Source organism: Actinomycetospora sp. TBRC 11914 (assembly GCF_012933465.1).
In the GTDB taxonomy this organism is placed as follows: domain Bacteria; phylum Actinomycetota; class Actinomycetes; order Mycobacteriales; family Pseudonocardiaceae; genus Actinomycetospora.
In genome coordinates, this window is sequence record NZ_JABBND010000001.1 from 745,453 (window position 1) to 767,878 (window position 22,426).

Annotated in this window: 23 protein-coding genes; 15 read left to right on the forward strand and 8 right to left on the reverse strand. The window is 75.8% G+C overall.

Annotated features, from left to right (window positions below; all coding sequences use genetic code 11):
* Positions 1-95: 95 nt before the first annotated feature.
* Positions 96-2,207, reverse strand: coding sequence for an ABC transporter substrate-binding protein (locus tag HH311_RS03575; protein ID WP_169182145.1), 2,112 nt, complete (start codon positions 2,205-2,207; stop codon positions 96-98).
* A gap of 218 nt (positions 2,208-2,425) precedes the next feature.
* On the opposite strand from HH311_RS03575, the gene HH311_RS31325 reads away from it, so the two are divergent.
* The gene (locus HH311_RS31325) at positions 2,426-2,740 is read left to right on the forward strand and encodes a hypothetical protein (RefSeq protein ID WP_169181566.1); all 315 of its coding nucleotides are present in this window, start codon (positions 2,426-2,428) and stop codon (positions 2,738-2,740) included.
* Between the two features lie 5 nt (positions 2,741-2,745).
* On the opposite strand, the gene HH311_RS03585 is transcribed toward HH311_RS31325, so the two are convergent.
* Positions 2,746-3,222 carry a (deoxy)nucleoside triphosphate pyrophosphohydrolase gene (locus HH311_RS03585; protein WP_169182146.1) on the reverse strand — a complete coding sequence of 159 codons (477 nt, stop codon included), beginning with the start codon at positions 3,220-3,222 and terminating at the stop codon, positions 2,746-2,748.
* A gap of 68 nt (positions 3,223-3,290) precedes the next feature.
* Here HH311_RS03585 and HH311_RS03590 point away from each other — a divergent pair, with 68 nt between their 5' ends.
* The 3 genes from HH311_RS03590 to HH311_RS03600 all read left to right on the forward strand — a co-directional run bounded on the left by HH311_RS03590 (position 3,291) and on the right by HH311_RS03600 (position 5,401).
* A complete protein-coding gene (locus HH311_RS03590; protein ID WP_169182147.1) occupies positions 3,291-3,584 on the forward strand; it encodes a 4a-hydroxytetrahydrobiopterin dehydratase in 294 nt (97 codons plus the stop codon).
* A gap of 2 nt (positions 3,585-3,586) precedes the next feature.
* Positions 3,587-4,762 (forward strand): MFS transporter, encoded by a 1,176-nt coding sequence (locus HH311_RS03595; protein WP_169182148.1) that lies wholly within the window; start codon positions 3,587-3,589, stop codon positions 4,760-4,762.
* 108 nt (positions 4,763-4,870) lie between these two features.
* On the forward strand, positions 4,871-5,401 hold the full coding sequence (locus tag HH311_RS03600; RefSeq protein WP_169182149.1) for a hypothetical protein: 531 nt from the start codon (positions 4,871-4,873) through the stop codon (positions 5,399-5,401).
* 494 nt (positions 5,402-5,895) lie between these two features.
* On the opposite strand, the gene HH311_RS03605 is transcribed toward HH311_RS03600, so the two are convergent.
* Complete coding sequence (locus tag HH311_RS03605) at positions 5,896-6,528, reverse strand: hypothetical protein (RefSeq protein ID WP_169182150.1); 633 nt, start codon at positions 6,526-6,528, stop codon at positions 5,896-5,898.
* A 103-nt stretch (positions 6,529-6,631) separates the two neighbouring features.
* The gene (locus HH311_RS03610; protein WP_169182151.1) at positions 6,632-7,339 is read right to left on the reverse strand and encodes a GPP34 family phosphoprotein; all 708 of its coding nucleotides are present in this window, start codon (positions 7,337-7,339) and stop codon (positions 6,632-6,634) included.
* Positions 7,340-7,589: 250 nt separating this feature from the next.
* On the opposite strand from HH311_RS03610, the gene HH311_RS03615 reads away from it, so the two are divergent.
* Positions 7,590-8,363: an isocitrate lyase/phosphoenolpyruvate mutase family protein gene (locus HH311_RS03615; protein ID WP_169182152.1), complete on the forward strand. Its 774-nt coding sequence runs from the start codon at positions 7,590-7,592 to the stop codon at positions 8,361-8,363.
* Positions 8,364-8,416: 53 nt separating this feature from the next.
* Here HH311_RS03615 and HH311_RS03620 read toward each other — a convergent pair whose 3' ends face one another.
* Positions 8,417-9,052: a maleylpyruvate isomerase family mycothiol-dependent enzyme gene (locus HH311_RS03620; RefSeq protein WP_169182153.1), complete on the reverse strand. Its 636-nt coding sequence runs from the start codon at positions 9,050-9,052 to the stop codon at positions 8,417-8,419.
* Between the two features lie 137 nt (positions 9,053-9,189).
* On the opposite strand from HH311_RS03620, the gene HH311_RS03625 reads away from it, so the two are divergent.
* On the forward strand, positions 9,190-10,209 hold the full coding sequence (locus HH311_RS03625; RefSeq protein WP_169182154.1) for an LLM class flavin-dependent oxidoreductase: 1,020 nt from the start codon (positions 9,190-9,192) through the stop codon (positions 10,207-10,209).
* Positions 10,210-10,241: 32 nt separating this feature from the next.
* Here HH311_RS03625 and ychF read toward each other — a convergent pair whose 3' ends face one another.
* Positions 10,242-11,315 carry a redox-regulated ATPase YchF gene (gene ychF / locus HH311_RS03630; RefSeq protein ID WP_169182155.1) on the reverse strand — a complete coding sequence of 358 codons (1,074 nt, stop codon included), beginning with the start codon at positions 11,313-11,315 and terminating at the stop codon, positions 10,242-10,244.
* Between the two features lie 128 nt (positions 11,316-11,443).
* On the opposite strand from ychF, the gene HH311_RS03635 reads away from it, so the two are divergent.
* The 3 genes from HH311_RS03635 (at position 11,444) to HH311_RS03645 (ending at position 14,684) form a co-directional block, all read left to right on the forward strand.
* Complete coding sequence (locus tag HH311_RS03635) at positions 11,444-12,064, forward strand: methylated-DNA--[protein]-cysteine S-methyltransferase (protein WP_169182156.1); 621 nt, start codon at positions 11,444-11,446, stop codon at positions 12,062-12,064.
* Between the two features lie 49 nt (positions 12,065-12,113).
* Positions 12,114-13,580 (forward strand): DNA recombination protein RmuC, encoded by a 1,467-nt coding sequence (locus HH311_RS03640; RefSeq protein ID WP_169182157.1) that lies wholly within the window; start codon positions 12,114-12,116, stop codon positions 13,578-13,580.
* A gap of 102 nt (positions 13,581-13,682) precedes the next feature.
* A complete protein-coding gene (locus HH311_RS03645; RefSeq protein ID WP_169182158.1) occupies positions 13,683-14,684 on the forward strand; it encodes a DUF6542 domain-containing protein in 1,002 nt (333 codons plus the stop codon).
* 31 nt (positions 14,685-14,715) lie between these two features.
* Here HH311_RS03645 and HH311_RS03650 read toward each other — a convergent pair whose 3' ends face one another.
* Positions 14,716-15,729 carry a 4-hydroxy-3-methylbut-2-enyl diphosphate reductase gene (locus HH311_RS03650; RefSeq protein WP_169182159.1) on the reverse strand — a complete coding sequence of 338 codons (1,014 nt, stop codon included), beginning with the start codon at positions 15,727-15,729 and terminating at the stop codon, positions 14,716-14,718.
* A gap of 112 nt (positions 15,730-15,841) precedes the next feature.
* Here HH311_RS03650 and HH311_RS03655 point away from each other — a divergent pair, with 112 nt between their 5' ends.
* The 4 genes from HH311_RS03655 (at position 15,842) to HH311_RS03670 (ending at position 18,972) form a co-directional block, all read left to right on the forward strand.
* A complete protein-coding gene (locus HH311_RS03655) occupies positions 15,842-16,402 on the forward strand; it encodes a lipid droplet-associated protein (protein ID WP_169182160.1) in 561 nt (186 codons plus the stop codon).
* Positions 16,399-17,637 carry an exodeoxyribonuclease VII large subunit gene (xseA, locus tag HH311_RS03660; protein ID WP_169182161.1) on the forward strand — a complete coding sequence of 413 codons (1,239 nt, stop codon included), beginning with the start codon at positions 16,399-16,401 and terminating at the stop codon, positions 17,635-17,637. Before HH311_RS03655 ends, xseA begins: the two co-directional genes overlap by 4 nt.
* Positions 17,638-17,709: 72 nt before the next feature.
* Positions 17,710-17,934 carry an exodeoxyribonuclease VII small subunit gene (locus HH311_RS03665; protein WP_169182162.1) on the forward strand — a complete coding sequence of 75 codons (225 nt, stop codon included), beginning with the start codon at positions 17,710-17,712 and terminating at the stop codon, positions 17,932-17,934.
* Positions 17,935-17,973: 39 nt separating this feature from the next.
* On the forward strand, positions 17,974-18,972 hold the full coding sequence (locus HH311_RS03670; RefSeq protein WP_169182163.1) for a hypothetical protein: 999 nt from the start codon (positions 17,974-17,976) through the stop codon (positions 18,970-18,972).
* A gap of 166 nt (positions 18,973-19,138) precedes the next feature.
* Here HH311_RS03670 and HH311_RS03675 read toward each other — a convergent pair whose 3' ends face one another.
* On the reverse strand, positions 19,139-19,720 hold the full coding sequence (locus HH311_RS03675) for a DUF4245 domain-containing protein (protein ID WP_169182164.1): 582 nt from the start codon (positions 19,718-19,720) through the stop codon (positions 19,139-19,141).
* Between the two features lie 137 nt (positions 19,721-19,857).
* Here HH311_RS03675 and glpX point away from each other — a divergent pair, with 137 nt between their 5' ends.
* Both glpX and HH311_RS03685 read left to right on the forward strand, forming a co-directional pair.
* Positions 19,858-20,916, forward strand: coding sequence for a class II fructose-bisphosphatase (gene glpX / locus HH311_RS03680; protein WP_169182165.1), 1,059 nt, complete (start codon positions 19,858-19,860; stop codon positions 20,914-20,916).
* Positions 20,917-21,002: 86 nt separating this feature from the next.
* Positions 21,003-22,412, forward strand: a complete 1,410-nt coding sequence (locus HH311_RS03685; RefSeq protein ID WP_169182166.1) for an aspartate ammonia-lyase — start codon at positions 21,003-21,005, stop codon at positions 22,410-22,412.
* Positions 22,413-22,426: the final 14 nt, after the last annotated feature.

Below are 22,426 nucleotides of genomic sequence, written 5' to 3' on the forward strand. Positions count from 1 at the left end.
CACCCCGTGACGTTTCCGCACTGTGACGAGATCCTCGCCCGGAGTACACGTCGCACCCGAACGGGCGCTTCACTCCTCAACGACCGCGGACGCGGTCAGTTGTTGGCGTCACCGTTGGCCTGTGCCTGGCGCGCCGGCGGGTTCCACCGGTTCGCCGACGCGAAGGGGCTGACGCCGAGCGGTGGCACCACGACCTCGGTGCGCCCGACCGGGCTCACCAGCGTCGACGCGGCCTGGAACAGCGGCACCAGCGGGGTCTCGCGCCAGAGCAGCGGCTCGGCCAGCGCCAGCGCCGTGTCCTCCCCGATCGCGCCCGACGAGGCGCCGTCCAGCACGGACTGCAGCGTCGGGTCGCAGAAGCCCGTCACCGACAGGGCCTCCGAGGTCTCCGGCGTGCCGTCGCTGTCCAGCGGCGTGGTGGTGGTCGCCCCGGCGCCGCCCGACGGGGTCGCCGCGGGGGTCGTGCTCGTCGGCGCCGCGGCCGTCGTCGGCTGCCCCGGCGGCGGGGCGGGCGCCGCGGGCGCGACGGTGGTCGTCGTGGGCGGGGCCGCGGTGGTGGGGCGCGGGACGGCGGGCGACCCGCCCGACGTCGTCGGGGCCTGGCGCCCGGGACAGCCGACCATCGAGTCGAGGTCGGCGATCCGGTCGCCGCCGACGGGCAGGGCCAGCACCGTGATGTCGGCGACCGCCATGTCGGAGTCCGACTTCGGGATCGGCGGCACGGACGTCGTGGTGCCGCTCGGGGTGCTCGTCGTGGTGGGCGTCGACGACGGCGGGGCGGGCGAGGTCGTCGTCGTGCCCGGCACGGCCGAGGAGGTCAGCGGCCCCGGGGTCGAGGGCGTGGCGGGCGCGGACGCCGTGCTCGACGGGATCGGGCCGCGGCCCGGCGGGAACGGGTTGGCCCCGGAGTCGGCCACCACCGTCGTGCCGATGCCCGCCGCGTTGAGCTCGGCCGCGACGGTCCCGAGGAGCCGGCCGTACGGCGAGGCCTGCGGGGGCGCGGCGAGCCGCAGCCGCAGCGCCTTGCCGTCGAGGGTCCACCGGCCGTCGCCACCGCGCACGTAGCCGGTCGCGGTGAGCAGCTGGGCGGCCCCGGCCGGGTCCGGCGCGCGGGCGGGCGAGTCGGGCGTGATGGTCGGCGCGTACCCCGCCTCCGACGGCGCGGTCGCGAAGGCGTCGGCCCGCAGCCCGGAGGCCGGGCCGCCGCCGGTGCCGGCGGCGACGAGGGCGTCGCGGTCGAGCAGTGACACCACGGCCCGGCGGACCCGGGGGTCGGCGAGGGGCCCGTCGTCGCTGCGCAGCGCGAGCTGGACCTCGCTGGCCTCCGGGACGGTCTTCACCGCCAGCGGCCCGGCCGGGCCCGGCGGGGCGGCCGCGAGCGCGTCGAGCGCCGCCAGGTCCGCGGCGTCCGAGCGGAACTGGGTGGCCTGGACGTCCCCGGTGCGCACCCGGTCGATCAGCGAGGCGTGGTCGGCGGCCTGCAGCACGATCTGGTCCGGGACGCCGGGCGTGCCCCAGTAGACGCTGTTGCGGGCCAGGGTGACCTGACCCCGGATCCGGTCGACGAGGCGGATCGCGTACGGCCCGCCGGACACCGGGATGTTGTCCTGCAGGGCCCCACCCCACGACCCGGGGGCGTCCTTGAGCAGGTGGGCGGGGAGCAGCGCGTCGAACAGCGTGGGCCACGCCGGGTACGGCCGGTCGAAGACGACGTCGACCGCCTTGCCGCCCGCCCGGGAGCGCACGTCGGAGATCGCCCGGTACCCGGCGGCGTCGACGACGCCGGGCTGCGAGCGCATCTGCTGCCAGAGGTAGACGAAGTCCTCGGCCGCGATCGGCGCGTTGTCGCTCCACGCGGCGGCGGGCGCGATCTCGTAGGACACGGTGTACGGCCGGGTGGAGGTGACCTTCGCCGAGGTGACGACCGTGGTGTCGAGCCGCCGCACGCCGTCGGCCCCGATGCGGAACGCCGAGGGCAGGACCAGCGCGGCCGTCGTCCGGCTCGTCGGCGTGAGGTCGGCGATGCGGTGCACGTTGAAGCCGACCCCGAGGTCGTCGACCCCGATCCGCAGCTGCGTCGGGTCCGGCTCGAGCTGGGGCTGCGGCTTCGTGGGCGCCGGCGTCGGGGCCTGCCCGACGATCGGGGGCGGCGCGGTGCTGCACCCCGCGAGGGCCAGCAGGACCACGAGCAGCCCCGCCGCGAGCACCCGGATCCGTCCCCACCGACACGACCTCGCGCCACGGCGGACGGCTCGGGGTGTCGGGGCCATGTCGGGCTCGGGAGGAACCTCTCCGCCGCGCCCGCGGCCGGCGCCGTCGGGCCCGCGGCCTGCTGGGGTACGGGGATCGCCATCGTGGCACGCGGCCGCGGCGGGCCCGTCGTCGGCCCTTTCGTCACCGGCGCTCGTCAGGTTAGCCTCACCTCATGGCATCCGGGGCGACGACGGCGAGCTGGGTGGACGCCCTGGCCCGTCTCCGACCACGGGACCGTGCGAAGGCGCTGACCGATCCGCCCCGCAAGCACGGGCAGGTCGAGCGGCCCGCGGTGACGCGGCTGACCGTCGACCCGAAGCGGGCGTGTGCGATCACCGGCGCGAAGCGGGTCAAGAAGAAGTGCTGCCGATCCACCCCGCGCTGCAAGGGCTGCCCCGTCGTGCTGATGCGCGCCGCACGCGCCGCGGAGTCCGGGCTCACCGGCAAGGACCTGGCGAAGGCCGTCAAGCGCGCCCGCGCCGCGTAGCCGCCTCAGGTCTCCAGGACCGGCGTCTCGCCGGTGGTGACCGCGTCGTCGTCGAGGTCGTCGTCGCGGCCGTCGTGGTGGTCGTCGTCGTCGAGCAGGGCCCGCAGCTGCGGCAGCAGCGCGCGGTCGGAGGGCAGCCAGTCGAGGTCGTCGAGCTCGTCGGGACCGACCCAGCGCAGCGCGAGGTGCTCCAGCGCGTGCGGCTCCGCGCCGTCGACCGGGGTGGCGCGGTAGAAGCGCAGCAGGAGGTCCGTGCCGCGGCGGCCCTCGACCGGCATGTCCGGCCCGAGCCGTTCCCCGACCACCACCGGCAGCCCCAGCTCCTCGCGCAGCTCCCGCACGAGCGCCGCCCGCTCGCTCTCCCCCGGTTCGACGGAGCCGCCCGGCAGCTCCCAGCACCCCCGCATGTCCGCCGGCTCGGCGCGCTGCGCCGCGAGCAGCCTCCCGCCGGCCACGACCGCCGCCCCCACCACGACCTGCACCGGTCCATCGTCGCCCCCGCCGTGTCCTGGCGCTGACCGGAGCGTTCCGGGCGTGTCACGATGACGCCATGGCCGACCTGCTCAGCGACGACGCCGTGGCCGACGCCCTCTCCCGCCTCCCCGGCTGGGAGCGCGACGGGGCCGAGATCGTGCGGACGGTGCAGCTGCCGTCGTTCCGGGCCGCGATCGCCACCGTCGACGACGTGGCCGACGCCGCCGAGGACGCCGACCACCACCCGGACATCGACATCCGCTACCGCACGCTGACCTTCCGCCTCTCGACCCACTCGGAGGGCGGCCTCACCGCGAAGGACCCGGACCTCGCGGGGAAGATCTCCGCGGCGGTCGACGCGCACTCCTGAGCGTGGCCGGCGGGTCGCCGCTGCGCTCCCGCCCCTTCCTCGCCGTCCTCGCCGCCACCCTGGCGGCGTTCGGCGGGTACGCGCTCCTGCTCCCGGTCCTGCCGCTCTGGGTGGCCTCCGGCGGCGCGGGGCCGGCGCTCGCGGGGTCGGTGACCGGGGTGTTCATGGCCGCGACGGTCGTGACCCAGCTCGGGGTCCCGGCCCTCCTGCGCGCGGTCGGTCACCGCGCCGCGCTGATCGGCGCGGCGCTGGCGCTCGGCGCGCCGGCCGCGGTACTCGTCCTCTCGCCCTCGCCCTGGCTGGCGATGCCGGTGGCGGTCGTCCGCGGCGTCGGCTTCGGGGTGCTGACGGTGGCCGGGGCGGCGCTGGTGTCCGACCTCGTGCCCGCGAGCGTCCGCGGCCGGGCGACCGGGGTGTACGGCGTCGCCATCGGGCTCCCGCAGCTCGTGCTCCTCACGGGCGGGGTGTGGGCGTGGGCGCGGCTCGGACCGGTGCCCGTCCTCCTCGCCGGGGCGGTGCTGCCACTGCTGGCGCTCCCCGCGATGGCGCTGCTGCCGCGGCGGGTGGCGGTGGCCGGTCCGGGGGCCGGATCGCCTGCGGGTCCCGACGACGACGGCCGGTTCCTGCGGGCCGCCGCGGCGCCCTGGCTGGTGATGCTGGTGTGCGCGGGCAGCGCCGGCGGTGTCATCACCGTCCTGCCGCTCGCGCAGCCGGCCGGGCCGGCGGCCGGGGCTCTGTTCGCGCTGACGGCCGCGCAGCTCGTGGGACGCAGCGTGACCGGCGAGCTCGGGGACCGCCTCGGGCTGACGGGCCGGCTCACCGCGCCCGCCCTGGTCGTCGCGGCCCTCGGCGCGGGCGTCGTGGCCTGGGGGCTGGTCGGGGCCGGGACCGCGGCCGTCGTCGCCGGCGCCGGGCTGGTGGGGCTCGGCTTCGGCGGGGTGCAGAACGACACGCTGGTCACGCTCTTCACGCGGGCCGGGCCGGGGCGCTCCGGGACCGCCAGCAGCGTGTGGAACACCGCCTACGACGCCGGCACCGGGGTGGGCGCCACCGCCCTCTCGGCGGTGCTCGGCGCCGCCGGCGCGCCCTGGTCGTTCGTCGTCGCCGCGCTGGCGTGCACCCTGACCCTCGGAAGCGCTCCGTGGCTGTCGCCGCGGCCGGATGAGACAGCCGGGTGACGTCGACCCGGCGTCCGGGTGGTGCCCCCCCGCCATGCTGACATCGCGACGTCTCCGGGCGATCACCGGGTGCGCCCAGCCGGGCGCGCTGCGAGGCGGGAGGGCGTCGTGCGTCGGATGTTGCTCGCCGTCGCGTCGGGAGCGGTCGGGATGATGGTCGTCGCGCGGCTCGCCACGCTGCTGACGCTCGCTCCGGCCGGCTTCCCCGAGCCGTGGGAGCTCTCGGACCCTCCCGTCGCGGCCGCCCCGTCCGACGCAGCCGCCGTGCCCGCCGCTGGTGGCCCCACCCCGGCGCCGGCCGTCGCCGCCGTCGTCTCCGGTCTGCCGTCCGCTCCCGTCGCCGCGCCGCCGACGAGCGCCGCGCCTGTCCCGGCCCACGCGGGCGCCGGGCCGAGCGCCCGACCCGCGGCCCCCGCCGCCCGTGCCGCGGCCCCGGCCGCCGGGTCGGCCGCCTCGTCGTCGGGGTCGGACGCGTCGTCGGCGCGGGCCGCGACCGGCTCGTCCGCCGCGGCCCCGGCGGCTCCCGACACGGCGACGGCGCGGAGCGCGTCCGGCTCGGGCGGGTCGGGCGGGTCGGGCGGGTCGTCGGCCCCGGCGGTGCACGCGTGCGTCACGGTGGTGTGCCTGAACGTCGGCTGATCCTCAAGGCCGGCGAGGGGGGCGAGGGGGCGGCGGGGCGAGGGGCACCCCACGCACCCGCGCGGTCCTCCACCTCTGCCTCATGTGCCCCTGATCACGCAGCCCCGCTCGAGGCTGTGGCGCTTCCAGCACGCTCCACCAACGACGGGTACACCAGGCAGCTCGGCGGCGCCGCCCATCTGCCCCACGTGCCCCTGATCAACCAGCCCGCGACCAGCCACGGGGCGAGGGGCACAGCACGCACCTCGGCGGCCCTCCGCCCCTGCCTCATGTGCCCCTGATCACGCAGCCCCGACCGAGGTTGTGGCGCCTCCAGCACGCTCCACCCACGACGGGTACACCAGGCAGCTCGGCGGCGCCGCCCATCTGCCCCACGTGCCCCTGATCAACCAGCCCGGGACCAGCGCCGACCCGAGGGGCACAGCACGCAGACCCGGCCGCCCACAGGCCGGTCTCCAGTGCCCCTGGGCAGGCCGCCGGGACCGGGGCCGCTCTCAGCCGGCCGGGACCACCGTCGGGGTCGGCACGTGGTCGGCGTGCACCGCGGCGAGGCAGTCGTCGAGCAGGGACACGAGCAGGGCGTCCCGCGCCGCGGTGTCCAGCCCGGCGGCGCGCGCCGCGACGAGCAGGTGGGCGCAGGCGTGGTTGACCGGGCCGACGTGGAGCAGCGTCGCGACCCGTCCGCCGGCACCGTCGCCGGGGTCACGGCCCTCCGCGCGCCTCCGGGCGGCCTTGGCCTGCGCCTCCTCGACGCGCCGGGCGAGGCGGGTGAAGAAGCGGCTGCCCGGGTCGAGACGCAGGCCGGCGCGGGCCACCGCGGCGAGCACCACGGGACGGACCGGGCCGTCGACGCCGCGCCCGGCGCCGACCAGGTCGACCGCCCGCAGGCCCAGCTGCTGGCGGGCCTCGTGCGACACCGCGTCGTTGACCTGCCACGCGAGGGCGGCCACGGCCGGGTGGGTACAGCGAGGACGGTCGGTGAAGCGCTCGCCGGCGAGTACGGACACGTACTCCATGACGCAGCTGCCCGAACGCGCGTCGCGGTGGGCGCCCGCCTCGAGGACGGGCATCCCGTCCGGTGCGACGGTGGGTGGGACGAACGGCGACGACGGGTGGTTGATCGGCATGGCGTGCCCCCTCGGTCCGGGCGCTGCTCGCGGAACGGATCGAGCCTAGACCGCTCAGCGCCCGATCGGGACCCGTCGGCGCCTCGGGTTCCGTCTCATGGGGTCAGTGACCCGAGCTGAGGACCTCGGTGGCGGTCAGGGCGGCCAGGACCGCCTGCACCGTCGGGCTCACGAGCCGGACGATGTCCTGGTCGATGCCGGCCGGGACGAACCGGCCGGACGCGATGGAGCGGGCCCGGGCGATGGCCGCGTGCGGGTCCTGGGGGTGCAGTGCCCGGACGCGGCGCCCGTGGTGGAGCAGGACGGCGATCATGGCGGTGTCCTCGTCGGCGTCGGCGCCGTCGAGCACCGCGCGCACGACGGCGCGGTCGTGGTGCAGCGCGGCCGTCTCGTGCACCCGCAGCGCCGAGCCGAAGACCGGCATGGCCAGGTAGCCGAACACCCGCCGCGGCTCGCGGTGGGCGAGGCCGCGCTCCACGAGCCGGTCCATGGTCCGGCGGATCATCTGCGCACCGCGCGGGCCGGTGACGGCGTGGCCGAGGTCGGCCTTGCGCCCGCCGCTGCGCAGCAGCCCGTCGGCGGCCCACTCGAGCAGCGGATCGGTCGTGTCCACCGGCCCGCGGCGGTAGGAGGAGCCGGCGTCGAGCAGCGAGGCGTCGAGCAGCAGCTCCACGAGGGCGGCCGCGACGAGCAGGCCCGCGGGCTCGGTGAGGCTGGACACGGGGCGCCCGTCCTCGTTGCCGAGCACCCAGGCGATGCGCTCCGGGAGGGTCAGTTCCCGGGTTGGGGCCGACCACCGTTCGGAGCGCACGGGTCACAGCCTAGGCACACGACCCCGTGACCTTTCACCCGGAAGGAGGCCCCGGATCGAGGTCCGTCGCCACGCGGTGTCCACGACACGACGGGCGGCGACGACGACGCTCCGGACGGAGCACCCCGGTGCCCCGACCGCCCTGCTCCGTGGGTCGCGCCACCCGGGAGGCGACCCGGCGCGGCACCCGGTGGGCTGACGCACCGTCGGGACGGGAATCGGTTGTGCACCATCGGAGTTGGCCCCGAACATGAGCACCCTCGACAAGGCCCAGGAGCTCCAGCGGCTGCACGCCGCCCCGGAGCTCCTCCTCGTGGTGAACGTGTGGGACGCGATCACCGCCCGCGTCGTCTCCGACGTCCCCGGCACGAAGGCCCTCGCGACCGCGAGCCACGGCATCGCCGCCTCGCGCGGCTACCCGGACGGCGAGGTGATCCCGCGCGACGAGATGATCGCCGAGGTGGGGCTCATCGCCCGCCAGACCGACCTTCCCGTGACCGCCGACCTCGAGGGCGGGTACGGCGACCCGGGCGGCACGGTGGCCCGGGCGATCGACGTCGGCATCGTCGGCGCCAACCTCGAGGACCAGATGAAGCCGCTCGACGCGTCGGTGCGCGCCGTCGAGGCCGCCGTCGAGGCCGGGGAGAAGGCCGGCGTCCCCTTCGCGCTCAACGCCCGCACGGACGCGTTCCTCAAGGCGGGCGACCGGGACCCCGAGGAGGTCATCACCGACGCCATCGCGCGCGGGAAGGCCTACCTCGAGGCCGGCGCCACCAGCTTCTTCGTCCCGGGCCTGCTCGACGAGGCCCAGCTGACCCGCATCGTCGGCGAGCTCGGCCAGCGCAAGGTCAACATCATCGGCATCCCCGGCTCGATCTCCCTCGAGGCCGCCCAGCGCATCGGGCTCGCCCGGGTCTCCTACGGCCCGTGGAGCCAGAACACCGCGCTGACCGCGCTGGCGGAGCTGGCCGAGGACGTCTACGCCGGGGGCGGGCTGCCCGCCGGCGTCCGGAAGCTCAACTGACCGCGGGCCGGCCCGGTCGCGCGACCGGGCCGGTCGACGGCCCGAGGAGTGCGTCAGCCGAACCGGCGGTGGGCCTCGCCGAGCCCCTCGCCGTCGCACCCCTCCAGACCGGCGGCGCGCCCGTTCGCCGCCAGCAGCAGGGCGCCCGCCGGGCCGCACACCTCCGGCCCGTCACCCTCCGCCCAGTCCGCGTCGGTGGCCCGCAGGCGCAGCCCCGCGAAGCGCCTCGCGGCGCCGACGAACGGGGCGGCCCAGGTGTGGCGCAGGCACGGCAGCGCCCGCGCGACGGGGAGGTCGCGCCCGCGCCCGAGGGGGACCAGGACGTCCTGGGAGTGCACGAGCAGGTCGTTGAGGGGGTCGAGCTCGCCGGACACCGCCAGCCGACGGTCGACGCGGGCCATCGCCCGGAGCTGGTCGAGCAGCTCCGCCGGGGGGTACGCCGACGCGCGCTCGCGGGCCATGTCGGCGAACGCCCGCTCCAGGTCACCGCGGGCGCGGGCGACCCGCCACAGCGTCCACGGCACCGACTGACGGGTGGAGAGGGTGAGGTGGGCGACGACGTCGTGCACCGTCCAGCCCGCACACAGCGACGGCGTGCGCCACTGCTCCGTCGTCAGCGCCGCCAGCTCGTCCGCGAGCCCGAGCCGCTCCGCGGCCACGTCGTCGAGCATTCCCACCCGTGCAGCCATCGCCGTCTCCTCACCTCGTCGCCGGTCACGGGAGAGGACCGCGCGCCCCGTCCGGACTCATCGCTCGGGGTGGGTGGCTCGCCCCGCCGGCGGGCACCATCGGGAATGGCCTCCGCCGCCGAGGAGTTGATTGAATCGTGAAGAACATCGGGTTCCTGTCCTTCGGGCACTGGTCGCCGTCGGGGCACTCCCTGGTCACCTCGGCGTCGGACTCGCTGCTGCAGTCGATCGAGCTGGCGGTGGCCGCCGAGGAGCTCGGCGCCGACGGCGCCTACTTCCGCGTGCACCACTTCGCCCAGCAGCTCGCGTCGCCGTTCCCGTTGCTCGCGGCGGCCGCCGCGCGGACCAGCCGGATCGAGCTCGGCACCGGCGTCATCGACATGCGCTACGAGAACCCGCTGTACATGGCCGAGGACGCCGGGGCCACGGACCTGATCTCCGGGGGCCGCCTCCAGCTCGGCATCAGCCGGGGCTCCCCGGAGCAGGTCATCGACGGGTACCGCTACTTCGGCCACGTCCCGCCGGAGGGCACGACGGACGCCGACATGGCGCGGGAGCACACGGCGGTGTTCCTGGAGGTGCTGAAGGGCACGGGCTTCGCCCAGCCGAACCCGCGCCCGATGTTCCCCAACCCGCCGGGACCGCTGCGGGTCGAGCCGTACGCCCCGGGGCTGCGCGACCGCATCTGGTGGGGCGCCGGCAGCCGGGCCACCGCCGAGTGGACGGCCGAGCAGGGCATGAACCTCATGAGCTCGACGCTGCTGACCGAAGACACCGGGGTGCCGTTCCACCGGCTGCAGGCCGAGCAGATCCAGCGGTTCCGGGACGCCTGGGACGCGGCGGGACACGACCGTGAGCCCCGCGTCTCGGTGAGCCGCAGCATCTTCCCGATCGTGTCCGACCTCGACAAGCAGCTGTTCTGGCGGGAGCGGCACTCGACCGACCAGGTCGGCCACCTCGACGGCGGCGACGCCCGCTTCGGCAAGACCTACGCGGGCGAGCCGGACAAGCTCGTCGCCGAGCTCGCCGAGGACGAGGCGATCGCCGCCGCGGACACGTTGCTGCTCACGGTGCCCAACCAGCTCGGGGTGGACTACAACGCGCACGTGATCGAGAGCGTGCTCACCCACCTCGCGCCGGAGCTGGGCTGGCGCTGAGCCGTCCCGGACCGCCCCCCGCGGTCGGTCCGTCAGACGTTGAAGCGGAACTCGACCACGTCGCCGTCCTGCATGACGTAGTCCTTGCCCTCCATGCGGACCTTGCCCGCGGTCTTGGCGGCGTTCATGGAGCCGGCGGCCACGAGGTCGGTGTAGGAGACGATCTCGGCCTTGATGAAGCCCTTCTGGAAGTCGGTGTGGATCACACCGGCCGCCTCGGGCGCGGTCGCGCCGATCGGGATCGTCCACGCCCGCGACTCCTTCGGCCCCGCCGTGAGGTAGGTCTGCAGGCCGAGGGTGCGGAACCCGGCACGGGCGAGCGCGTCGAGGCCGGGCTCGGGCTGGCCGATCGACTCGAGCAGCTCGGTGGCGGACTCGGCGTCGAGCTCGAGCAGCTCGGACTCGACCTTCGCGTCGAGGAACACCGCCTCGGCCGGGGCGACGAGTTCCGCGAGCTCCTTGCGCCGGGCGTCGTCGGTGAGCACGCCCTCGTCGGCGTTGAACACGTAGAGGAACGGCTTGACCGTGAGCAGGTTCAGCTCGCGGAGCAGCCGGGAGTCCATGCCGGCACTGAACAGGGTGCGACCCTCGTTCAGCACCTCCTGGGCCCGGACCGCCTCGTCGTGCGCGGGGCGGTTCTCCTTCTTCGTCCGCGCCTCCTTCTCCAGGCGCGGCAGGGCCTTCTCGACGGTCTGCAGGTCGGCCAGGACCAGCTCCGTCACGATCGTCTCGATGTCGGCCGCCGGGTCGACCCGGCCGTCGACGTGCACCACGTCGTCGTCGCTGAAGACCCGCACGACCTGGCAGATCGCGTCGGCCTCGCGGATGTTCGCGAGGAACTTGTTGCCCAGGCCCGCGCCCTCGCTGGCGCCCGCGACGATCCCGGCGATGTCCACGAACGACACCGTCGCCGGGACGATCTTCTCCGAGGCGAACATCTCGGCGAGCCGGTCCAGCCGCGGGTCCCGCAACGGCACCACCCCGACGTTCGGCTCGATCGTGGCGAACGGGTAGTTGGCCGCGAGGACGTCGTTGCGGGTCAGGGCGTTGAACATCGTCGACTTGCCCACGTTGGGCAGCCCGACGATGCCGAGGGTCAAGCTCACGGTCGTCCAGTCTAGTGACCGGGTCCGACAGCCCCGGGCGCCGTCGTCGGCAAACCCGATGGAGCCGATCGGGCGCGGGCCGCGTCCAAGCCCCCGAGACCCACTCCCGATGGATCCCGGAGGCCCCGATGCCCGACCGTCCCGACCCACGCCCCGGCGCCCGCGCCACCCTCGACACCCCGTTCGGCCCGTTCACCGTCGTCGTCGACGCCGACGGCGTCGTCCTCGCCGCCGGGTGGACGACGACTCCCGACGACGAGGTGGTGCCGCTGATCCACCCGACGCTGCGGCCGGCCGAGCTCGTCGAGCGCCCCGAGCTCGGCGCCGTCACCGCCGCGGTCACGGCGTTCCACGACGGCGAGCCCGGTCCGGCGGCGACGCTGCCGGTGCGCCAGTACGGCGGCGGGTTCCTGCAGCAGGTGTGGGCGCGGATGCGCGAGATCCCCGCCGGGACCTCGCTGTCCTACTCCGAGCTGGCGACGCGGGCCGGGCGTCCGCTCGCGCCGCGCGGCGCCGCGCAGGCCTGCGCCCACAACGCGATCGGGCTGTTCGTGCCCGACCACCGGGTGAAGCGGGGCGACGGCTCCCTCGGCGGCTTCCGGTGGGGCCTGTCGGTGAAGGAGGGGCTCCTGGCCGCCGAGGCCGCGCAGGCGGCGGAGCGCTCCGCCGCCGCGGGCGGGGACGAGGAGGGGGAGCCCGGCGACGTGCCCGGCGACGTGCCCGACGCAGCCGTCGCCGCCGACGACTGAGCGGCGCGCCGTCCCACGCTGTCGGACCCCTCTGGCAGCGTCCCCGGACATGACGATCACCGGCGAGGGCGTGCTGCTCGGCCTGCTGCTCGGTGCCCTGCTGGGCGCGCTCGGCGGCGCCGTCGTGGCGAGCCGGTTCGCCGCGGCCCGCCAGGAGGCCGCGGTGGCCGAGGCCGTCCGGCGCGCGGGCGCGGCGGCGTCGGCCGCCCGGGCGGAGCTCGAGGCCGAGCGCCGCTCGGCCGTGGAGCGGGAGGCGGCCGAGGGCCGCCGGGACGCCGCGGTCCGGGAGGCGTTCGCGTCGCTGTCGGCCGAGGCACTCGCGTCGAACGCCGAGAGCTTCGCCCGGCTCGCCGAGTCCCGGATGCGGGAGGTCACGGGGGCGCTGACGGCCTCGGCCGCCGCCGACGCCGGCGCCCGGGAGCGGGCGGTCACCTCCCTGCTCGACCCCGTGACCTCGACGCTGCAACGTCTCGAGGGCCAGATGCGCACGGCCGAGTCGGCGCGCGAGGCGGCCTTCGCCGGCCTGCGCGAGCAGGTCGGCGCGGTGGCGGAGTCCGCGCGCGGCGTCGCGGGCGAGACCCGCGCGCTGACCACCGCGCTGCGCACCCCGCACGTGCGCGGCCGCTGGGGCGAGATGCAGCTCGAGCGGGTGGTGCACCTCGCGGGCATGGTCGAGCACTGCGACTTCACCCGGCAGTCGGTGGCCGGCGCCGAGGGCGGTGCGCAGCGGCCCGACCTCGTCGTGCACCTGGCCGGAGGCAAGCAGGTGGTGGTCGACGCGAAGGTGCCGTGCGAGGCCTACCTCGAGTCGCTCGACGCGGCCGACGAGCGGGGGCGCCGCGAGCGGACCCTCGCCCACGCCCGCCAGCTGCGCGCCCACGTCGACGCCCTGTCGGCGAAGGCCTACTGGCGCTCGTTCGACCCCACGCCGGAGTTCGTCGTCATGTTCGTGCCGGGCGAGGTGTTCCTCTCCGCGGCGCTGGAGGCCGACCCCGGGCTGCTCGAGCACGCCTTCTCCGCCGACGTCGTGGTCGCCACCCCCACCACCCTGATCGCGCTGCTGCGCACCGTCGCGCACGCGTGGCGCCAGGAGTCGCTCGCGCGGGACGCCGCCGAGATCCACACCCTGGGGCGGGAGCTGCACGGCCGGCTCGCGACGCTCGGCGGGCACCTCGGCAAGCTCGGCCGCTCCCTCGACGCGGGGGTGCGCGCCTACAACGACACGGTCGGCTCGCTGGAGTCGCGGGTGCTGGTCACCGCGCGCCGGTTCTCCGAGCTGTCCGTCACGCGGGGCACGTTGGACGAGGTGGAGCAGGTCGACCGGCGTCCCCGGGTCCCGGGCGCCCCCGAGCTCGTGGACGGGGCCACCGGCGGCGAGGACGGCGCGGACGAGCGGCACATGTCGAGCGATGGGGAGGGAACGGGCTTCTCGGACAATGCGGACAGTGCGGACAGCGCGGACAGCGGACCGGGGCCCGGCCCGAGCAGCCCCGGGGTGCACCGACTGACGGGCTGAGGAGGCAACGGCCGTCCGGATCGGGACCGCGCACCACCCGGGCGTGCCGACCGGCGACGAGGGGGCCCGGAACGGCCACGACGGACCGCTACCGTTGATCGGGTGACCACCACCCGGGACGACGCGCCGTCGTCGGCCTCGCCCGAGGTCGGCGAGGCGTCCTCGTTCCCCGGGGTGCGCGGCATGCGGTGGTGGGCGGTCGTGCTGCTCGCCCTGGTCCTCACGGCGGGCGGGGTCGCGGCGGACGTGGTCCGGGCCGGCAGCCTCGGCGGGATCTTCCTCGCCGCCTACCCGGCCGGGTGTGCCCTCGCCGCGCTGCTCGTGCAGCGACGCGACCTGTTCGTCGCGATGGTCCAGCCGCCGCTGCTGCTGGCCGTGTCGGTGCCCGTGGCGGTCGCCGCCACCGGGTCGCTCCCCGCGTCCGGCGGCCTCGCCTCGACGGCGCTGGCCGTGGGCGCCCCGCTGATCAACGGCTTCCCCGCGATGGCGATCACGACGGTGGTCTGCGTCGTCATCGGCGTGGTCCGCATCCGCACCCAGCGCTGGCGGCGGGACGACGCGGTCCCCCGCCAGGAGCCGGTGCGCTCCGGTCCCGCGGGCGGCGCCGCGCGCGACCGCGGCGGCTCCCGGGACGGTCGGCGGCCGGCCGCGGAGGACCGCCGCCGCGAGCCGTCGCGGAACGATCGGGACCCGGCGGAGCGGGACCGCCGACGCCCTCCGGAGCGGGCCCGCACCGAGCGGGAGCGCCCGCCGTCCGAGCGCGACCGGGGGGAACGCGAGCGCCGGGATCGCGAGCGCGCCGAGCGTGACCGCGGCCGCCGGGACGCGCCCCGCCCCGAACCCACCCCGGAGGGCAGGCCCGCGGCCCAGCGCAGCGCGCCCCCGCCCGAGCGCCCGAGCGCGCCCCCGCCCGAGCGCCCGGCCGAGCGTGGAGCACCTCCGCCGACCGCGAAGCGACCCGCCCCACCCGCCGCCGGTGCGCGGGAGCCCCGCAGCCGGGAGGACCGGATGCGCGAGGAGCGGCTGCGGGAGGAACGCCGCAACGGGCCGCCGCAGCCCCCGGGCGTGCACCCGGTCCGCGACCGCCGACCCGACGCCCGCTAGGTCCCCGCGCCCCTCAGCACCCCCGAGCCCCTCAGCGCACCGCGTCCGGGCGCATGTCGCGCTTGAGCTCGCGAGGCAGGGAGAACGTCAGCTTCTCGTTCGCGGTCGTGATCTCCTCGACCTCGCCGTAGCCGCGGTCGGCCAGCCAGTGCAGCACGTCGCCGACGAGGATCTCGGGCACCGAGGCGCCGCTGGTGACCCCGACCGTCGTCACCCCGGCGAGCCAGGCCTCGTCGATCTCGCCCGCGTGGTCGACCAGGTGCGCGTCCCGCGCGCCGGCCTGCAGCGCGACCTCGACGAGGCGGACCGAGTTGGACGAGTTCTGCGACCCCACCACCAGGACCAGGTCGCACTGCGGGGCCATCGCCTTCACCGCGACCTGCCGGTTCTGGGTGGCGTAGCAGATGTCGTCGGACGGCGGGTCGGCCAGCGCCGGAAACCGCTCACGCAGCGCGGTGACCGTCTGCATCGTCTCGTCGACCGACAGCGTGGTCTGGGAGAGCCAGATGACCTTCTCGGGGTCGCGCACCTCGACGGCGGCCACCGAGTCCGGGCCGTCGACGACCTGGATGTTCTCGGGCGCCTCGCCGGAGGTCCCCTCGACCTCCTCGTGGCCCTCGTGGCCGATGAGCAGGATGTCGTAGTCCTCGCGCGCGAACCGCTTGGCCTCCTGGTGGACCTTGGTCACCAGCGGGCAGGTCGCGTCGATCGTGCGCAGCTCGCGCTCGCGGGCCTCCGAGTGCACCGCGGGCGACACGCCGTGGGCCGAGAACACGACGGTCGCGCCCTCGGGCACCTCGTCGGTCCGCTCCACGAACACCGCACCGCGCTCCGCGAGCGTCGACACGACGTGGCGGTTGTGCACGATCTCCTTGCGCACGTAGACCGGCGGGCCGTACGTCTCCAGGGCCTTCTCGACGGCGACGACCGCCCGATCGACGCCGGCGCAGTAGCCGCGCGGCTTGGCGAGCAGCACCTTCCGGGCGCGCTCGGTGTCGCCGCCGCGCTCGACGGTGGTGGTGTCGGGTCCCGGAGAGACGGACATACCCCGAGCGTACGGGCCGCCACCCCGCCGGGCCGCCCGTGCGCGATCACCCACCGGCCCGCGGGCCGTGGCGATTCGCACAGCCACGGGATGGGCTGGCAGGCTGGACGTCATGAGTTCCCTCCCGTTCCCGGTGCGCGTCGCCGCGGGTCTGGTCGTGACGGCGGTCGAGGAGGTGCAGGCCCTGCCGCGCACGATCGTGGGTCTGCCGATCACCGCCGCGAGCCGCGTGCTGCAGCTGTCGATGCGCGCGCAGCAGGTCGTCACCGAGCTGGCCATCAAGGGCGACTCCGCGCTCGAGGGCGCGCGGCCGGTGGAGGAGGCCCCGTCGTGGGCCCGCTTCGACGACGACACCGACGGCCGCGTGCCCACCCTCCGCGCCGCGGGGGCAGGGGCCGCCACCACGGGGCGTCGACTGCCCGCCGAGTCGAACAACGGCCACGCCCGGCCCCTCGACCGGCCCGTGCTCACCGCCGAGGACACCGCCGGCGAGACGCCGGACGCCCTGCCCGGCTACGAGACGATGACGATCGCCCAGCTCCGGGCCCGGCTGCGCGGCCTGTCGGTCGACCAGCTCACCGAGCTGCTGGCCTTCGAGTCCGCCCACGCCGACCGCCCGGCGTTCGTGACGATGCTGACCAACCGCATCGCCACCCTCACCGCGGAGCAGTGAGCACCTCCTCCTCGACGGAGGCGACGACCGCCGAGGCGCCCTGGCCGGTGCGCACGGTCGCCCTCAAGGTCTCGAAGTGGATCGACCGGCTCGGCGCGGTGTGGGTGGAGGGCCAGCTCACCCAGGTCACCGCCCGGCCGGGCACCGGCACCGCGTTCCTCGTGCTGCGCGACCCGGCGGCGGACGTGTCGCTCTCCCTGACCGCGCCCGCGGCGATCGTGCGCGACGCCGCCCCGCCGCTGTCCGAGGGCCAGCGGGTCGTCGTCCACGGCAAGTTCTCGTTCTACTTCGGCCGCGGGTCGCTCTCGCTGCGGGTCGACGAGGTCCGGGCGGTGGGGGTCGGCGAGCTGCTCGCGCGCGTCGAGCGGCTGCGGGCCCTGCTCGCCGCGGAGGGGCTGTTCGACCCCGCCCGCAAGCGCCGGTTGCCGCGACTGCCCCGCTGCGTCGGGCTGATCACGGGCCGGGCCAGCGCGGCCGAGCACGACGTCGTCACCGTCGCGACCGGGCGCTGGCCCGGCGTCTGCTTCCGGGTGCTGAACACCGCGACCCAGGGCGTGCAGGCGGTCCCGCAGATCCTCGACGCGCTCGAGACGCTCGACCGGGACCCGGAGGTCGACGTCATCGTCCTGGCGCGCGGCGGCGGCAGCGTCGAGGACCTGCTGCCGTTCTCCGACGAGGCCCTGTGCCGCGGGGTGGCCGGGTGCCGCACGCCGGTGGTGACCGCGATCGGGCACGAGCCCGACACCCCGCTCGTCGACCACGTCGCCGACCTGCGCGCGGCGACCCCGACCGACGCCGCCAAGTGTGTGGTGCCCGACCTCGCCGAGGAGACCGCCCACCTCGAGCACCTGCGCACCCGCGCGCGGCGGGCGCTGCACGCATGGGTCGAGCGGGAGGAGGCGACGATCGCGCGGCTGCGCTCGCGGCCCGTGCTCGCCGACCCGCTCCGGGCCGTCACCGCGCGGGGCGAGGAGGTGGCCGGGCTCGTCGGGCGCGGACGGCGGGTGGTCGAGGGCGGCCTGCGCGAGCGCGACGCCGACGTGCGGCACCTGCGGGCCTCCCTGACCGCGCTCGGGCCGGCGGCGACGCTGGCGCGCGGGTACGCGATCGTGCAGTCGGGGGCCGAGGTGTCGGCGCCCGTGCTCCGGTCGGCCGGCGACGCCCGGCCCGGGGACGTCCTGCGGGTCCGGCTCGCCGACGGTGCCGTGCGCGCGCGGGTGGAGGCCGAGGAATGACAGTGGTGTCGCATGGCTGACACTGGACGTCAGGAACCGCACACCGTCGACCCGTCCCGGGGAGGAGGACCCATGGCCGACCAGGACGCCACCCGGGCCGACGAGCCCGGCTACGAGCAGGCCCGCGAGGAGCTGGCCGCCGTCGTCGCCAAGCTCGAGGCGGGCGGGCTCTCCCTGGAGGACTCGCTGGCGCTCTGGGAGCGCGGGGAGTCGCTGGCCCGCACGTGCGAGCGCCACCTCGCCGGCGCCCGCGAGCGGGTGGAGACGGTCCTGCGCGAGGCCGAGTCGCACGAGTAGCCGCGTCCGGATCCCGGTCGTCGGCCACACTGTGCGTCCATGAGCGCCGACCAGGGCTGGGCGCGGACGATCCGCGACGCGCACGACGGCTACCACGCCGAGACGCGCACGCACCGCGATCCCGACGTCCTCGTCGACGACGGCGTCACCTGGCGGATGGTCTCGCCGCACCTGATGCGGGCCCTGCTCTTCCTCGTCGCGCCGACGGTGCTGCTGCTGATCTGGCTGCTGCTCGGCTACCTCGCCAGCACGTCCAGCCCGTCGATCACCGGGCGGCTGATCATGAACGTGCTGGTCGTGGTCACCGTCGTGCTCTACGTCGCGGGGCTCGCGTCGTTCTTCGCGCCTGCCAAGGAGCCGATCGCCGAGTACTCGCGCCTGCTCGAGGGCCGCGCGGGCGCCGCCCGGGGCGCCTACCAGTGGGTGAGCCGCGCCGCCCAGGCCCGCCGCACCCCCGCCGAGGTCGAGCCGAGCACCGTCGCCGGCGTCCCCGTGCTGGTGTTCCGGCAGCGCAGCGAGCGGGCGATGCTGCTCGTCCAGCCCTACGGCGCCGACCTCTACGTGGGCTGGACCATGTGGCGGTCCCGCTCGACGGCGACCCTGCTCGCCCACTTCCTGCGCGACACCTTCGGCCGCTTCGCGCCGCTGCCGGTCTTCTCCGCCGAGCTGCGCGCCGCCTCGACCCGGGCGATGCGCGAGAGCGTGCACTCGCTCGCCCGCGAGGGGGTCGCGGCCGCGGCCCACGTCGACGAGGTCCGGACGCGGCAGGAGCAGGCGTACGACGACGGGCGCGGGCACGCCGGACACGACGGGTACGCCGGACACGACGGTAACGACGACGGGCGCGGCCGGTCCGGGTACGACGACCGCCCCGGGCCGGTCGAGGACCCCGACCCGTCCGTCACCGGCCGCTCCCCCGGCTCGCTCCCGCGCTCGGCGCCCGCGGCCGACCCGACGGCCGGCTGGGCCACCGAGGAGCAGGCCCGGGAGCGGGTCACCCGCCGCGCCGAGGGATGGGGACCGCCGCCCCGCGACTGACCGCCGGCGGTGGTGACCCGGCCCATGGGTGACCGGCGCCGTCCTCGCGTCAGATGCCAGGAATGCGCCATTGCTGCCACGGGGCCGCGGAACACCCCGTGAGCGAACGGCGCCGTCCTCGCGTCAGACGCCAGAAATGCGCCATTGCTGCCACGGGGAGCCGAGCTCAGGACCGCGGCACCACCGGCGACCCGAGCGCCGTCGTCACCAGCTGCTCGAACCGCGCCGGTGTCCCCGACCCCGTCACGAGCCAGCGCACCCCGTCCACGTCGGTCACCCACACCGCCTCGCCCCGCACCCCGCGGTAGGTCGTCCAGGTGCGCCCGCCCGCCGAGACCGGGCCGAGCGCCGGCGGCCCGGACTGTTCCGAGGCCACCAGCGCGTCCTCCGTCGCGTCGGACTGCACCAGCCGCAGGTAGCCGTTCTCCGGGGTCAGCCAGCCCAGCCGGAACGCCTGCCCGGCGCCGACCGGCCGGACGTCGGACGACTGCGGGATCCAGTCGGCGGGCATGGCCGGGGCCCGCACCGCGAAGGGCACACCGCGGGCCGCGTCGCGCGCGACCTGCGCGACGTCGATGCGCTGGACCGAGCCCCGGTCGACGGTCGGCTCCGTCGGCGAGAACGAGCAGGCCCGGGTGAGCCCCGTGAGGGCCAGGATGATCACCGCCAGCACGATCGTCCCGATCGCCAGCGGCCCGACCCCCGACCGGCCCGCACCGCCCCCCGAGCCACCGCGCGGCGCACTCACGACCTCCTCCGACCCATGCCTCCATCGTTCCAGTGGTGGGCACCCCTGACCCGGCCGGTCGATCCCGGTTCCGTGACCGCGCCGTTCTGGGAGACTGGCGCTCCCGATCCGCGCCCGCCCGCGAAGGAGAGCCCTCGGTGACCTCGACGCAGTCCCCCGCCGCCACCCGCCGCCCCGAGGCTCCCGACCGCAACCTCGCGCTGGAGCTGGTGCGGGTGACGGAGGCGGCCGCGATGGCCGCGGGACGCTTCGTGGGCCGCGGCGACAAGAACGGCGGTGACGGGGCGGCCGTCGACGCGATGCGCAAGCTCATCGGCTCGGTGTCGATGCGCGGCACGGTGGTCATCGGCGAGGGCGAGAAGGACGAGGCGCCGATGCTCTACAACGGCGAGGAGGTCGGGAACGGCGACGGCCCGGAGTGCGACGTCGCGGTCGACCCGGTCGACGGCACCACCCTCATGGCCAAGGGCATGCCCAACGCGCTCGCCGTCCTCGCCGTCGCCGAGCGGGGCGCGATGTTCGACCCGTCGGCGGTGTTCTACATGGAGAAGCTCGCGACGGGGGCCGAGTACGCCGACGTCGTCGACATCTCCGCCTCGGTCCGGGACAACCTGCGCGCGATCGCCAAGCGCAAGGGCTCGAGCGTCTCCGACGTCACCGTCTGCGTCCTCGACCGGCCGCGCCACGACGACCTGGTCAAGGAGATCCGCGACGCCGGCGGCCGGATCCGCTTCATCACCGACGGCGACGTCGCGGGCGCGATCGCCGCGGCCCGCCACGAGAGCGACGTCGACCTGCTGCTCGGGATCGGCGGGACGCCCGAGGGGATCATCGCGGCGTCGGCGATCGCGTGCCTCGGCGGCTCGTTCCAGGGGCGGCTGTGGCCCAAGGACGACGAGGAACGGCAGAAGGCGCTCGCGGCGGGCCACGACCTGGACCGCGTGCTGCACACCGGCGACCTCGTCAACGGCGAGAACATCTTCTTCTGCGCCACCGGCGTCACCAACGGGGAGCTGCTGCGCGGGGTGCAGTACCGCGCGGGCAGCGGCGCGAGCACGCAGTCGTTGGTGATGCGGTCGAAGTCGGGCACGGTGCGGATCGTCGACGGCTACCACCGGCTCGCGAAGCTGCGGGAGTACTCGACGGTGGACTTCGGCACCGACGAGATCGAGACCGACGAGAGCCCCTGGGGCTAGCCGGCTCCGGTGGGTGGCCGGGTCGGTGGTCACAGCCACGCCCACCCCGACTCGTCGGCCGCCCCGCCAGGCGCGAGGATGCCGCCATGGGCAACGACGCAGGCACGGAGTACCGGACCGAGCACGACACCATGGGCGAGGTCCGGGTCCCCGCCCAGGCGCTCTACGCCGCGCAGACGCAGCGCGCGGTGGAGAACTTCCCGATCTCGGGCCGCCCGATCGAGCCCGCGCAGATCCGCGCGCTCGGCCTCGTCAAGGGCGCCGCGGCGCGGGTGAACAAGGACCTGGGCGTGCTCGACGCCGGGATCGCCGACGCGGTCGCGGCCGCCGCCGACGAGGTCGCCTCCGGCGCGCACGACGGCGAGTTCCCGATCGACGTGTTCCAGACCGGCTCGGGCACCAGCTCGAACATGAACGCCAACGAGGTCATCGCGACCCTGGCCAGCCGGGCGAGCGGCCAGAAGGTCCACCCGAACGACCACGTCAACGCCTCGCAGAGCTCGAACGACGTCTTCCCGACGACGATCCACCTGGCCGCCACCGAGGCCGTCGTCCGGGACACGGTCCCCGGGCTGGACCACCTCGGGGCGGTCCTGAACCGCCGCGCGCAGGACTGGCGCCACGTCGTGAAGTCCGGCCGCACCCACCTCATGGACGCCGTGCCGATCACCCTCGGCCAGGAGGCCGGCGGCTGGGCCACCCAGGTCAGCCACGGCACCGAGCGGCTGCGCGCCGCCCTGCCCCGCCTCGGCGAGCTGCCGATCGGCGGCACCGCGGTCGGCACCGGGATCAACACGCCGGAGGGCTTCGGGACGCAGGTCGTCGAGAAGCTGCGCGAGGCCACCGGCATCCCCGAGCTCACCGAGGCGCGCGACCACATCGAGGCCCAGGGCGCCCGGGACGGCCTCGTCGAGATCTCCGGCGCGCTGCGCACCGTCGCGGTCAGCCTCTACAAGATCGCGAACGACCTGCGCTGGCTCTCGTCCGGCCCGTCGACCGGCCTCGCCGAGATCCACCTGCCCGACCTGCAGCCCGGCAGCTCGATCATGCCCGGCAAGGTCAACCCGGTGATCTGCGAGGCGACGATGATGGTCGCCGCCCAGGTCATCGGCAACGACGCGACCGTCGCGTTCTCGGGCTCACAGGGCAACCTCGAGCTCAACGTCATGATGCCGGTGATGGCGCGCAACGTGCTCGAGTCGGCGCGGCTGCTCGCCAACGCCGCCCGGCTGCTCGCCGACAAGGTGCTCGAGGGCACCGAGGCCGACGAGGACGCCTGCCGCCGCTACGCCGAGTCGTCCTCGGCGATCGTCACCCCGCTCAACCGCCTCATCGGGTACGAGGAGGCCGCGAAGATCGCCAAGAAGGCGATGTACGAGCGCAAGACGATCCGAGAGGTCATCGAGGAGGAGGGCTACGTCGCCGACGGCAAGCTCACCCAGGAACAGCTCGACGACGCCCTCGACGTGCTCGCGATGACGCGCGTCGACGCCTGAGGCGACCGGTCCGC